Origin of the sequence: Megasphaera vaginalis (ex Srinivasan et al. 2021), assembly GCF_000478965.1 — a bacterium.
Taxonomy (GTDB): Bacteria; Bacillota; Negativicutes; order Veillonellales; family Megasphaeraceae; genus Megasphaera; species Megasphaera vaginalis.
This window is the reverse complement of record NZ_AWXA01000011.1, coordinates 1-12,649: the sequence shown is the minus strand read 5'-3', so window position 1 is coordinate 12,649 and position 12,649 is coordinate 1. Positions and strand designations below refer to the sequence as shown.

Below are 12,649 nucleotides of genomic sequence, written 5' to 3'. Positions count from 1 at the left end.
GCCGTCAAGGTACGTGTTTGCTGCAGAGGCGGACAGTAACGTTTCTTGACGGCAGTTTTTGCAGGAAAGGGGAAAAGGAACCATGCGTGGCGGATTTATAGAAAAACCGATGAAAGCGTATTTCAGAAACGATTTGGAAGAACCGCAGTTGATAGACGAGTACAGTGTGAAAATTCAAGTAAAAATAAGTGGTATTTGCGGCTCTGAAGTGCATGCTTACCATGGAAAGCATGCCTGGCGGGTCCCGCCTCTGGTATCGGGTCATGAATTTTCCGGCGTTGTTGTAGCACTGGGCAGCGCCGTTACAACCTGCAAGATTGGCGACAGGGTTACGGCGGAACCGCAATATGGCTGCGGCCATTGCGAATTGTGTGCAAGCGGCGCGTATAATCTTTGCGAAGACAAAAAGATATTGGGCGCTACCTATTGGAGCGGTTCTTTTGGCGAGTTTGTCGTTGTGCCGGAACGCTGTGTTATCCGTTTACAAGATACGGTTTCTTTTGACGCAGGAGCGCTGATAGAGCCACTTGCTGTCGGTATGCACGCCGTACGCAGCAACCGGGTGGGGGAAGGCGACACCATTGCCGTCATCGGCTGCGGCACCATCGGTTTGGGTGTGATTCTCAGCGCGCTTTCCCAAGGAGTAAAGACCATCATCGGCATTGATGTTTTCGATTTCAATTTGATGAAAGCGAAGGAAATGGGGGCTTCGCATGTTTACAACAGTCTTACCGTCGACGTCGCGCGAACGATCATGGATTTGACCGGGGGAAGAGGCGTGGATGTGACCTTTTTGGCATTCGGTAATGCCGCTTGCATGGTGCAGGCCGCAGAGATTACCAAACGTGGCGGTACAATTTCCGAGATTGCCGTTATGGGGAATGACGTGGCGGCGCCTTTCGGACTGATTCAAGTTAAAGAGCTGCGCGTTATCGGTTCCAATATGTATACTGGCGACGATTTCAAGGCTGTCATAGAAGCGTTGGCTTCCGGCCGTATCCGCACGGAGGGATTTATAACCAAAAGGTTCCCTATAGAAGAAATGTCTGCGGCTATGCGTTTCGCAGATCAACGGCCGGAACCGTTGGTTAAGGTTGTCTTGGAATTTTAATAGGCGAAATTGACGGTTATGGTCAGGATGAAAGGATCGGCTACGTAAATGATCAAAAAAATAGGTGTTTTAACCAGCGGAGGAGACGCCCCCGGTATGAATGCGGCTATCCGCGGCATTGCCAGATATGCCATTTATAAAGGGTTGGCTGTCGAAGGTATTCAAAAGGGTTATGAAGGATTGATCAACGGAGAAAGTGTACCGTTGAATCGAAGATCTGTCGGCGGGATCATTCATCGCGGCGGCACACTGTTGAAAACGGCGCGCTCAAAAGAGTTTGAAACTGAAGCTGGCAGACAAAAGGCGATGGCATTTTTGCGGCAGAACGATATTGACGCATTAGTCGTCATTGTCGCCGAAGGAGCGATGAGCGGCAATGAAGTATATGAACATATCCATCACTATCATGCGGAGCTCAACCCCAGTTTGACCGTTTTGGGGTATTTGCAGCGCGGCGGTTCACCGACTGCGTACGATGCGAAAATGGCGGGGAAATTCGCGCAGAAGGCGGTGGATACCTTATTGGCAGGGAAAGCGAACGTGATTGTCGGACTGATTGATAATCATGTTACGGCCATACCTTATCAGCAGGCGGAACGGTATATTTACGGTATTGATGAAGAAGAGTATGACCTGGTTCACGCGCTGGGAAAGTAAGGGATGATCGGATATAGGCGAACAGGCCGGTATACATCTGTATACCGGCCTGTTCGCTTGTTCGCGGCCGCGAGCCTAATGACGCCGGAGTTTCGGCCGTTTTTGGCTTGCGGCGTTTGCTTCGCTATTGGCGGCCAGTTGACACTGCACGGGAGAGATTATTATAATTTTAAGAAATACCTGTTTTCGTCAGCAGATTCGATTGGCGACCGCTTCGTGTAGCCGTCGTCATCGACTCGTTGTTGCCGGAAATCTTTTTGACGCGCACTGCCGACGGCACATGATGGAAGAGGCTATTGCGGAGAACGGTGTTTTGGATACCGGTAGAAACTGAGGCTGAAAAAGGAGAAAGGGCCATGTCCATAAATTCATTTGATGATTATCCGCTGACCTGGCGGCCTGTCCTGCCGCCGTCAACGTTGCCGCTGTACCGTGTGTTGGCGCAGGAGTTGGAACGGGCCGTGCGGCAGCGCACGCTGCTGCCGGGGACGAAATTGCCGCCGCAGCGGGAATTGGCCGATTACTTGGGGATGAATGTCAGTACCGTAACGAGAGCGTTTCGGCTTTGCTCCGATAAGGGATTGTTGACAGCCCAGGTAGGCCGCGGAACCTATGTGGCCTATACGGTCAATACCGATCTGGCAACAGCAGAAAAGCCGCCGCAGCAGATTGAAATGGCGTCGATGATGCCGGAAACGTTGCAGCAGGACGAGGCTTCCGAAATACTGCAGCTCATGCTGCTTGAGAAAGGCAGGGGTCGTTTTTTCCAATACAGTCAGGAGCGGGGCGCTTATGATGCGGCGGCGACAGTCCTGCTGAAGCGGGTCGGGCTCTCGCTTGGCCGGAACGATGCGGTGCTTTTAGCCGGCGGCGGGCAGAATGCCATTGCCGCCGTTCTGGCTTCTTTCTTTCGGCGCGGCGATCGTATCGGCGTCGATCCGCTGGTTTATTCCGGCTTCAAGGACAGCGCCCGCCTTTTCGGCATCAGACTCATTCCTGTCGGGCAGGAGAACGGGGAAATGAGTGCCGCCGGAATTGCCTACGCCGTCAAAAACCATCATATCAAGGGCCTTTACATTACTCCCGATTTTCAGAATCCGACGACGCATATACTGAGCAAGGAAGGGAGAACCATGTTGGCTGAAGCGGCGAATACGTATGATCTGCTGATTATAGAAGACGCGATCACGTCTCTCTTGTTGGCGCAACCGCTGTTGCCGGTTAAAGCGTTGGCGCCGGATCGGGTCATTTACGTGCTCAGCCTTTCGAAAACGCTGCTGCCGTCTTTGCGCCTGGCGTACGTCGTCTGTCCTGCCGCGCAGGCAGCGGTTCTCAGCGAGGCGTTGCATGCCATTAATTTGTCCCAATCGGAACTTTTGCTGGAACTGGCTTCACGCCTGATTCTTTCCGGGAAGTACGAGGAACTGATGCGTTTGCGCCGCGAACGTGTCGCCAGGAGGAATCGCCTGGTGAATGCTGTTCTCGGAGCGTATGACATCGCCGGCACGGCGGAATGTATCAGTCGCTGGCTGACGTTGCCGCCTGCCGTGACGGGACTGGAGTTTGAGAAAGACGCCGCTGCCGCCGGTGTTTCCATTTACGGTGCGGAACACTTTGCCGTCGGCGCCGCTGCGTCCGTCAACGGCGCTCGTCTGGCTATTGCGTCACCGCGGGATGAAGCGGAACTGACGGACGGCTTGCGGCGTCTCAAAATCCTTTTGGACGGATACGCCTATGAAGGAAAGAAATAAAGAACGGCGGTCACCTGTTCGTATTCATGCTAACAGGTGACCGCCGTTCTTTATTTTACGAGACATAATCGCTTTTGGACATAACCTTGTTCAGCGAATCTTGCAGGTAAGCGATATATTTGGTCATTTCCGGACTCATGGCAGCGTTTTTTCTCTTTACCCAGCCGATCTTCATCGTGCCGACGGGACCTTTTATCGGCACGGAAATGACGTCGGGGCCGACGATGCGGGGCAGGAGGCAACCGGTTCCCAGATTATAGGCATTCGTATTGGCGATGATGCTGAGCATTGTCGAGCGGTCCGTGACGTAGATTGTCTTTTGTGAATAAACCTTGGGAATCACCACTTCTTCCGACAGCTGGGCCGGATCGCTGCCTTGTTCATAGCGGATATAGGGATAGGGAAGTAGTTGTTCGATAGTGAGCTCTTTTTGCGAAGACAACGGATGCCGGCTGCTGATATAGGCGTGCGGCGGAAAGTCGAAAAAGGGGACGAATTCGAGCCCGTTTTTGGTGAATGTGCGATGCATGAACTGTTCCGTCATGTCGGAAACGTAAAGAATTCCGATCTGGCTGCGTTGAACCAGCACATCCTGAATTACTTGTGAAGTCCGTACTTCGTGGATGCGCAGCGTATAGCGGGCCGTGTCCGGCAGATTCAGGATGAAGCTGATCAGGCCGTCAACGGCAAAGAGGTAGTGTTGCGACGAAATGGACAAATGCAAAGCTTCCGGCATGGCTCTTTCTTTAGCGAAATAATCGCGCATCGTATTTGAAGCTTCCAGCACGTGATTGGCAAAATGGAGAAATTTCGTCCCCTCCGGTGTAAAGGCGATGCCGTGTCGGTTGCGGCGCAGAATCTTGATTTGAAATTCTTCTTCCAGATCCTTTACGACCTTGCTTAAGCTCGGTTGGGCAATGAACAATTTGTTTGCCGCTGCGGAAATGGAGCCGCATTTCGAAATCTCAATAATATATTTCAACTGCTGCAGTGTCATATAGAACCTCCTGTCATAACTTTTTTCTATGCATTTGTGAGGCTACACGGTATTATTCACAAAAAATTATATATGATATACTTTGCAGTGTCAAAAGGATATGTCCGTATTACGAATCAGGCTTCACACAACGACAGTCAGGAGGAATGAAGGATGAAAAGAGAAGAGTTAATGAAAATGGGATTTGCAACGCGCGCTATTCACGGCGGTGCTTCGACAAATACGTTCGGCGCATTGACAGCGCCTATTTACCAAACTTCTACGTTTGTTTTCGATTCTGCTGAACAGGGCGGCAATCGGTTTGCGTTGGCGGAGGAAGGCTATATTTACAGTCGTCTCGGCAATCCGACGAATGCCGTTGTCGAAGAAAAAGTAGCTATTCTCGAAAATACGGAAGCTTGCGTTTCCACCGGCTCCGGCATGGGAGCTATTTCGGCGGCTCTTTGGACGGCTGTCCAGTCCGGCGACCACATCGTTGCCAGTGATACGCTTTACGGCTGCACCTTTGCCTTGATGAATCACGGGCTGCCTCGCGCCGGCATAGAAGTATCCTTTGTCGATATGACCGATCTCGATGCCGTGCAAAAAGCGATGAAGAGCAATACGAAGGTCGTCTACATGGAAACGCCGGCCAATCCGACGCTGAAAATTGTCGATATTGAAGCGATCAGCAAAATCGCGCACACTGTTGAATGTTGTATTGCCATTGTCGATAATACGTTCTGCACGCCGTATATCCAGCGGCCGGCAGAATTGGGCGCCGACGTAGTCGTTCATTCGGCAACAAAATATCTGAACGGCCACGGTGACGTTATCGCCGGTTTTGTTTGCGGTAAGACGGATTTTATCACCCAAGTACGCCTCTTCGGCATTAAAGATATGACCGGAACGGTACTCAGTCCTTTCGATGCTTTTCTTATCGCTCGCGGCATGAAGACCTTGCAGATTCGCATGGAAAAACATTGCGCCAACGCGATGAAGGTGGCCGAATTCCTCGAAAGCCACCCTGCCGTAGCCACGGTCAGCTATCCTGGATTGAAGAGCTTCCCGCAATATGAGCTGGCAAAAAAACAGATGGCTCTTCCTGGCGGCATGATTTCCTTTGAATTGAACGGCGGTAAAGAAGAAGGCGCCGTGGTCATGAACAACGTTCACGTCTGCAAGCTTGCCGTATCTCTTGGAGACGCCGAAACATTGATCGAACATGCCGCATCGATGACGCACTCGACGTATACGAGTGAAGAACTCAAAATGGCCGGTATCAGCGAAGGCCTGGTGCGTTTGTCCGTAGGGCTTGAAGATGCCGAAGATATTATTGCCGATTTGAAGCAGGCGTTGGATCTGATCGTTAAATAACCTATACCCATATTCATCACCGAGAAGCAGCAAGAGCAGATCTGGCTGCTTCTTTTTTTTGCGCAGTTGTTTTTGAGGTGTTGCTTTAAAGAAAATAATTGCAGTAAGACAGGGCATAAAAAAATATAGAAAATTTCTATAGATGATTAAAATAAAAATATATTATACAAATAAATATGATTGTGATAAATTTAACATATATATTTCGTGGGGCAGATGTACAGCCGGATTAAATCTTTTTGACGTATTTTTTAGCTAAGACAGAACGAAACTCTTTTACCGATTCGGGGGGCAGTCAAGGGGAAGAGCGTATGGTTGTTTAACGGCGTATTGTTAAGGAGATGTGTTTTAATCGAAGGGAGAGATCGTTGTGAGTACAGAAGAGCAAGTTCGTACAGAGGAGGAAAAGGGGAAAAAGGTGGTGGAAGAAAATACCGTAAAACCGAGCGGCAAGGCGCTGATTCCTTTTCTCGTTTTTGTGGCCGTTTATCTGGGCAGCGGGATGATTCTTCATCTGAGCGGCGTGCCGATGGCTTTTTACCAGTTTCCGGCGCCGTTGGCGGCGATCATCGGCGTTATGGCAGCCTTTATTTTGATCAGCGGTTCTTTTGATGATAAGTTCGATACCTTTGTTAAAGGCTGCGGCGATTCCAATATTTTGATTATGTGCGTGGTCTTTTTATTGGCCGGCGGCTTTGCTACCGTTTGCAAGGTGATGGGCGGCATTGATTCGACAGTCAACCTCGGCTTGACGTATATTCCGCCGGAATATTTGGCGGCCGGTATTTTTATCATTTCCGGATTCATTGCTACGGCAACGGGAACGTCGGTAGGCAGCGCCGCCGCCGTAGGTCCTATTGCCATCGGGATTGCCGACAAGACGGGCGCATCGCTGCCGCTGATCATGGGCTGTGTTCTGGGCGGCATCATGCTGGGCGATAATTTGTCGATCATTTCCGATACGACGATCGCTTCGACGCGGACGCAGGGCTGTGAAATGAAGGATAAATTTAAGCTGAACTTCTGGCTGACGCTGGTCCCGGCGATCCTTACCGTTATCCTGTTGATCTTTTTCGGGCAGTCGGAAACGATTGTGACGACGGGAGAGCATGAATTTAATCTCATCAAGGTGCTTCCGTATATCGTCGTTTTGGTGACGGCCGTCGCCGGGGTCAACGTTTTTCTGGTTCTGGTCATGGGGACGGTGTTGGCCGGCCTCATCGGTATCGCATATGGAGATTTGACTTTCTTGACGTTTATGCAGGCCATTTATAAAGGCTTTGTCAGCATGAACGATATTTTCCTCTTGTCCATGTTTACCGGCGGCTTGGCGGCAATGGTCAGCAAAGCCGGGGGCATAGCGTATCTGTTGACGAATATACAGAAATTCATCAAAGGAAAAATTTCAGCTGAACTCGGCATTTCGGCGCTGGTTTCCATTACGGACATCGCCTTGGCCAATAATACGGTGGCTATCATTGTTAACGGTGAAGTTGCCAAGCGGATCTGCTATACCTTCCACGTCGATCCGCGGCGCAGCGCGGCCTTGCTCAGCACCTTTTCCAGTATTTTCCAAGGCTTGGTTCCGTATGGGGCGCAAATGTTGATCGTGACGGGCTTTGCCGGCGGCGCCGTCTCACCGCTGGAAGTCTTGCCGTATACATGGTTTATTTATCTCTTGGGCATCTCGGCTGTCGTATCCGTATTCATTCCCTTTTCGGACGGGTTTATCAAGAGAGATCCCTGGAATTTCGAAGAAGGGAAAGCACAGAGCAAAGTTTCGGCATAACGTGCGGGAAAGGGTGTTCCCTTCGATGCAACACGTCCGTGTGCCATACATTGTACGCCATACAATCTTTTGATTGTATGGCGTACTTCTTTGTGATACGCTAAAAACAGGAACAGTTTTTAGCAATTTTGTATGAGGAGGAGAGGAAAATGAAAGCCTATCATGTGGACGCTTTTGCAAAAAACGTTTTTACCGGGAACCCGGCCGTCGTCTGTGTTCTGGATCATTGGCCCGATGACGGCCTGATGCGGCAGATCGCCATCGAAAATAATTTGTCCGAGACGGCGTATACCGTTCCGGAAGGAGATGATTATCGCCTGCGCTGGTTTACGCCGGGAGGAGAAATCGACCTTTGCGGTCATGCAACCTTGGCAACGGCGTTCGTTCTGGCTAATTTTATTGAGCCGGAACGGCAGGTCTTTCACTTTCATACGCTGGGCGGCGATTTGACTGTTCGGCGTGAAGGGGAACTGTTTTCCATGGATTTTCCGGCGTATGCGATGCAGCCTGTGGCCGTGACGGCGGCGATGACGGCGGCGATCGGCCGTCGGCCGTTGGCGGCGTATATGGCGCGGGATCTCGTTTGCATCATGGATGATGAAGATTTCGTTCGACAGGCGGAACCGAATCAGGAGAAGATCCGGGAACTTGACGGGTTGCTGCTGCATATTACGGCTAAAGGCCGGGATTATGATTGTGTCAGCCGCAGCTTTGCGCCGAAGCTCAAAGTGCCTGAAGATCCGGTCTGCGGTTCCGGCCACTGTCATATTTTGCCGATTTGGGCCGCGCGTGAGGGGAAGACGGCGTTGCATGCGTATCAGGCTTCCCAACGAGGCGGCGAGCTGTTTTGCCAAGTACACGGCGACCGTGTTACTTTGTCCGGATATGCCTGCCTGTATTCGACGGCAGAACTGCATGTATAGGTAAGGAAAAGGAGGGGCCCATCTGTTGCTCCTCCTTTTCCTGTGATGTGGCTGCTTTTTTTGCGCGCAAAGATGGCAGCCAGATCGGACCGGACCGACAGACGGCGTCGACCTCTTGGGAGCAGCCTGCGTATAACGGTGATCCTTGCGCGGGCTTTAAGCCAATAAAAAAACACGCTCTGCAGAGCGTGTTTTTTTATTAGAACGCCGGCAAGATGGTGCCTTGGAAGTGTTCTTCAATAAACTTTTTAATCGCTTCCGACTGATAAATGGCGACGACCTTTTTGTACGTTTCATTGTTTGCATCTTCGTCACGAACGACGATGACGTTAGCGTAAGGCGAGTTTTTGTCTTCGACGATGAGCGAGTCTTTTTGCGGATTCAGGCCTGCCGGAATCGCGTAGTTCGTATTGACGCAAGCCAGATCGGTATCGTCAAGAGAGCGGGAAATCTGGGCGGCATCCAATTCGACGAACTGCAAATTCTTCGGATTTTCGACGATATCGGTTACGGAAGCGTCAACGGAATTGCCGTTTTTCAAGGTAATCAATCTTGCCTGCTGCAGCAGAAGAAGTGCGCGCGCACCGTTTGTCGGATCGTTCGGAATGGCGACTTTGGCTCCCGGGGTGACGTCGGCAAGGGATTTGTATTTATGGGAATACGCCGCCATCGGCAAGATGATGGATTTGCCGATAGACGTTAACTTCAGCCCCTGTTTCTTGATGACATTGTCAAGGTAAGGCTGGTGCTGCATGGAGTTCATATCGAGGTCTTTGTCGGCAAGGGCTTTGTTCGGCTGGACATAGTCGTTAAATTCGACGACTTTCAGCGTAATGCCCTGTTTGGCCGCTTCCTTGGCCACTTCTTCCATTACCTCTGCATGCGGTCCTGCCGTTACGCCGACTTTGATTTCTTTTTTTGTAGTATCGGCAGTGTCGGAGCTGCCGCAGCCTGCTGCAAAGATACATGTTGCCGCAATTAGGGCGAGACTGATAACTTTTTTTACGGATACGTTCATTTGATGATTCCCCCTGTATATTATAATGATGAGTATAAATTTCAACCGGCATAGCAGCGTCTTCAAGTGACAAAAGAAAAGCCGTCATGACGATGACGGCTTGTGTATATGCTCCTTCATCTGTCGGTAAAACCGCTGGAATTAGCACCTTTCCCCGAAAGGAGGTTGCCGCAGCTTCACAGGGCCAGTCCCTCTGCTGCTCTTGATGAAAACGGTATGCAGTTGTTGAAAGTAATGATAACGCGTCGCCGCGATCTTGTCAAGAGGAAATGACAGCTCGTCGCATATGACGATTTTTCAAGACGGAAAGTCGTGGCTTTGCGGCTACGTGAAGGCCCAATTACGGATCAGCGGCACGACTAGGGGCTGATAAAGGAAATATAAGAAGGAAAAGACGCAAAAGCCTATGGATGCGCCCACAATGGCTCCGTTGATGCGGATCCACGACAAGTCTTCGCCCAGTTTGTTTTCAAGGAATTCGTTAAATTTCCGCTTGTCAAAAGTTGACAGGACGTCACGGACGGCAATGGCGATGAGACTGTGTTCGTGTTCGAGAAGAATGTTGCAGGCGCGGCAGATCTGTTCATCAAGCCAGTTTTTTACGGATTCATGGGAACGGCAATAGGCAATGTACCGAAAGAACTGCGTTTCCAACATATCCTTCAGTTCCTCCTGTCCTGTCTGACCGCTTGTAAAATAGATTTCAACAGACCCTTGGGTGGCATCTAGCCATTGTTCGAGCGGCAGGGAATCGATGAACTGGTCTTGCCAGTTCTGGACGGCGAAGGCCAATTGACCGCTCATGGAATAGAGAAACAATTCAAACTTGCGGCAGAGCCACTCTTTTTGCGCCGCATCGGCCTGTTCCCAATGATCAAGCCAGATGAGCAGGCCGCTTTTGATATCCTGAGCTATTTTTTGCGGGTCCACGATGCCGAGTACTTTGTTAATTGTCAGCGTGGAGACCGTCGAATGTTTGGATTCTTCCTGCCATTGCAGGATCAGATCTTTTATCACCGTGTCAAATTCGTCGCTGGCAATAAGTTCTCTGATGAGATTGAGCGTATCTGTGAACATGTTGCTGTTCGGGTCAGCCAACAGGGAAATGAGACGGTCCTGGAAAAAGTTGACGAGCGGTTGCTTTTTGAGATAGCTGCGTAAACGAATAAGGATCGCTTGTTGTGTGTCTCCTTTTTGAGCAAAACCGTAGGCTCGGATTGAAACGGCATAAAGCAGATTTCGAAATTTTTCCTTTCCCGCCGGTTCGCGCAGCCATACCGATAATTTATCGATGAACGAAATGTTGCGCAGCTTATCTTGCCAAATCTTGGGCTGCAGCAGCTGTTTGGAAATAATTTTAGTAATACTGTCGATAATCTGTTCCCGATTGCTATACAGCAGTTCCGTATGGTAGGGAAATCCCAGCGGTTTCTCGAACAAGGCGGTGACGGCGAACCAGTCGGCGATACTGCCGATGAGGGCTGATTGAATGACGAACAGGAGCAGCTGTTCCGGCAAGGAAAGATCGTGCGTGGCCCACCACAGGAAGGCAAGGATGAAACAGATGAATGAGCCGAGGAGAATGAGATTTGCTTTTCGACGGTAGGTCATATTACGCACCTCCTTTGACGGCGTACATGATCAGGTAAATTACGGCTCCTAAAAGGGCGCCTACGAGGGATCCGTTGATGCGGATGACTTGCAGATCATACCACACGCTGTTTTCCAATTGCTCCGCCAAGTAGGTTCCGTCATATTTCAGGATTTCCTGTTCTGCCGTTTTACCGAACCATTCCTGCAGTTTTTTCAGTTCTTGCGACAGGAAGGTGAGCAGCGTATGATTCAGCTGCTCAATCCGATCGGGGCTTTCGCGCCATGATTCTAGCTTGCGAATGACGTAGGCAGCTACCCAATTGCAGATTCGGCGCTGTCTTTCCGGATCCCGGATGTATCGCTGCCAGGCTTCGCCCGTATCGGGACGCGTAACGAGGCTTTGGTACATGCGGTTTTTATAGCTGTCAATACGTTTGTGCCAATCATCGTTGAATTGGATTTGCTCTGTTTTTTTCCATAAATAACGCAGCGCCTGTTCACGCTGCACGGAGTTGTCCGCTTTTGCTTCTGTCAGCAGAGAAAGTCCTTTTTTTTGCAGTATTCCGGCTACGTAGGGGGGGCGAAGGACCTCGACTTTCAGCGCCGTTTTGATCGCCCAGCCTAGAAAGATATTGCGTTTCGCATATTGCAGCAAGGAAGCTTCATAAATTTCGCCAATCGCTTGGCCCATCATGTCGCTGCGAATAATTTTTTCCAAGTAGAGAATCATAAAATCGAGAAAATCTTTGCCAGATTCGCCGCGAAGACCGATCTTAATGGCTTTGCTCATAATGGGAGCCAAATCTATTTTTTCTACGGCCTGGCCGCCCTTTGAGGAAAATGCGTTCACCAGCGTTTGGATATCCACCGTATACAGAAAGGTAGTGAGCATCTGTCCGAATACGTGCTCGGCGGCTTGAAACCCTTTGCCGGTATGCAGGTAGTCTAAGGTAGAGCCTAGAATGGGATGATGTTTGAGCACGGCGTACATGTTGGGAACGGTCAGAATTTCATGTTCGACCATGTGGCGGGCCATTTCGGCAATGCGGACCTTGCTGTTGGGGATAATTGCCGTTTTGAAGGCGATTCCCAAAGGACGGCGAAATAAAGCGGTAACGGCATACCAATCTGCCAGTCCGCCGATCAGCGCAGCTGATGAAACATGGGTAAAAAAGCCGCCGCAGAACGTGTCCCGGAACGGGAAGGCGGCGAGCAGCATGATGGCGGCTGCTATTAAGATGTATGTAGCTGCGTGCGTGCGGGCAGGCGGTGACATTTTATTCGGCACAGACATATATCCTCCTTACGTGGTGAGCCTGTTTTTTGATTTGCAGCAGAGCCGTACGGTCAAGTGATTATGTATACTATACCATATCCTCTTATCAGATCAACCGTACTGGACGGGAATGTGTTGCTGACGATAAAAAATACATGTAAAAAACGATACTAGATAT

The 12,649-nt window shown here is 50.3% G+C and carries 11 protein-coding genes and 1 riboswitch; of the genes, 6 read left to right on the top strand and 5 right to left on the bottom strand.

Features of this window, described 5'->3' with window-relative positions:
* Window positions 1-82: 82 nt before the first annotated feature.
* Window positions 83-1,111 carry a zinc-dependent alcohol dehydrogenase gene (locus HMPREF1250_RS03220; RefSeq protein WP_023053208.1) on the top strand — a complete coding sequence of 343 codons (1,029 nt, stop codon included), beginning with the start codon at window positions 83-85 and terminating at the stop codon, window positions 1,109-1,111.
* Between the two features lie 48 nt (window positions 1,112-1,159).
* Window positions 1,160-1,768: a 6-phosphofructokinase gene (locus HMPREF1250_RS03215; RefSeq protein ID WP_023053177.1), complete on the top strand. Its 609-nt coding sequence runs from the start codon at window positions 1,160-1,162 to the stop codon at window positions 1,766-1,768.
* A gap of 169 nt (window positions 1,769-1,937) precedes the next feature.
* On the opposite strand, the gene HMPREF1250_RS11520 is transcribed toward HMPREF1250_RS03215, so the two are convergent.
* The gene (locus HMPREF1250_RS11520) at window positions 1,938-2,132 is read right to left on the bottom strand and encodes a hypothetical protein (RefSeq protein ID WP_155914481.1); all 195 of its coding nucleotides are present in this window, start codon (window positions 2,130-2,132) and stop codon (window positions 1,938-1,940) included.
* On the opposite strand from HMPREF1250_RS11520, the gene HMPREF1250_RS03205 reads away from it, so the two are divergent.
* Window positions 2,125-3,519, top strand: coding sequence for a PLP-dependent aminotransferase family protein (locus HMPREF1250_RS03205; RefSeq protein WP_023053196.1), 1,395 nt, complete (start codon window positions 2,125-2,127; stop codon window positions 3,517-3,519). The two genes, HMPREF1250_RS11520 and HMPREF1250_RS03205, sit on opposite strands and share 8 nt — an antisense overlap.
* 55 nt (window positions 3,520-3,574) lie before the next feature.
* Here the strand turns inward: HMPREF1250_RS03205 and HMPREF1250_RS03200 are convergent, their stop codons facing one another.
* Entirely contained in the window at window positions 3,575-4,516 is a 942-nt protein-coding gene (locus HMPREF1250_RS03200) for a LysR family transcriptional regulator (protein ID WP_023053191.1), read from the bottom strand.
* A 153-nt stretch (window positions 4,517-4,669) separates the two neighbouring features.
* On the opposite strand from HMPREF1250_RS03200, the gene megL reads away from it, so the two are divergent.
* From megL to HMPREF1250_RS03185, 3 genes are all read left to right on the top strand, one after another.
* A complete protein-coding gene (gene megL, locus HMPREF1250_RS03195; RefSeq protein ID WP_023053185.1) occupies window positions 4,670-5,872 on the top strand; it encodes a methionine gamma-lyase in 1,203 nt (400 codons plus the stop codon).
* A gap of 370 nt (window positions 5,873-6,242) precedes the next feature.
* On the top strand, window positions 6,243-7,661 hold the full coding sequence (locus HMPREF1250_RS03190; protein WP_023053204.1) for a Na+/H+ antiporter NhaC family protein: 1,419 nt from the start codon (window positions 6,243-6,245) through the stop codon (window positions 7,659-7,661).
* 149 nt (window positions 7,662-7,810) lie between these two features.
* Window positions 7,811-8,584 carry a PhzF family phenazine biosynthesis protein gene (locus HMPREF1250_RS03185; RefSeq protein ID WP_023053211.1) on the top strand — a complete coding sequence of 258 codons (774 nt, stop codon included), beginning with the start codon at window positions 7,811-7,813 and terminating at the stop codon, window positions 8,582-8,584.
* Window positions 8,585-8,783: 199 nt separating this feature from the next.
* Here the strand turns inward: HMPREF1250_RS03185 and HMPREF1250_RS03180 are convergent, their stop codons facing one another.
* The 3 genes from HMPREF1250_RS03180 to HMPREF1250_RS03170 form a co-directional block, all read right to left on the bottom strand.
* On the bottom strand, window positions 8,784-9,602 hold the full coding sequence (locus tag HMPREF1250_RS03180) for a MetQ/NlpA family ABC transporter substrate-binding protein (protein WP_023053205.1): 819 nt from the start codon (window positions 9,600-9,602) through the stop codon (window positions 8,784-8,786).
* Between the two features lie 113 nt (window positions 9,603-9,715).
* Window positions 9,716-9,814, bottom strand: a riboswitch (SAM riboswitch).
* Between the two features lie 112 nt (window positions 9,815-9,926).
* Window positions 9,927-11,213 (bottom strand): DUF445 domain-containing protein, encoded by a 1,287-nt coding sequence (locus HMPREF1250_RS03175; protein WP_023053212.1) that lies wholly within the window; start codon window positions 11,211-11,213, stop codon window positions 9,927-9,929.
* Between the two features lies 1 nt (window position 11,214).
* Entirely contained in the window at window positions 11,215-12,483 is a 1,269-nt protein-coding gene (locus HMPREF1250_RS03170; protein WP_036242508.1) for a DUF445 family protein, read from the bottom strand.
* Window positions 12,484-12,649: the final 166 nt, after the last annotated feature.

Coding starts and splice junctions, on each gene's coding strand:
- HMPREF1250_RS03220 (WP_023053208.1), top strand. CDS start 83: ATGCGTGGCGGATTTATAGAAAAACCGATGAAAGCGTATTTCAGAAAC.
- HMPREF1250_RS03215 (WP_023053177.1), top strand. CDS start 1,160: ATGATCAAAAAAATAGGTGTTTTAACCAGCGGAGGAGACGCCCCCGGT.
- HMPREF1250_RS03205 (WP_023053196.1), top strand. CDS start 2,125: ATGTCCATAAATTCATTTGATGATTATCCGCTGACCTGGCGGCCTGTC.
- HMPREF1250_RS11520 (WP_155914481.1), bottom strand. CDS start 2,132: ATGGACATGGCCCTTTCTCCTTTTTCAGCCTCAGTTTCTACCGGTATC.
- HMPREF1250_RS03200 (WP_023053191.1), bottom strand. CDS start 4,516: ATGACACTGCAGCAGTTGAAATATATTATTGAGATTTCGAAATGCGGC.
- megL (WP_023053185.1), top strand. CDS start 4,670: ATGAAAAGAGAAGAGTTAATGAAAATGGGATTTGCAACGCGCGCTATT.
- HMPREF1250_RS03185 (WP_023053211.1), top strand. CDS start 7,811: ATGAAAGCCTATCATGTGGACGCTTTTGCAAAAAACGTTTTTACCGGG.
- HMPREF1250_RS03180 (WP_023053205.1), bottom strand. CDS start 9,602: ATGAACGTATCCGTAAAAAAAGTTATCAGTCTCGCCCTAATTGCGGCA.
- HMPREF1250_RS03175 (WP_023053212.1), bottom strand. CDS start 11,213: ATGACCTACCGTCGAAAAGCAAATCTCATTCTCCTCGGCTCATTCATC.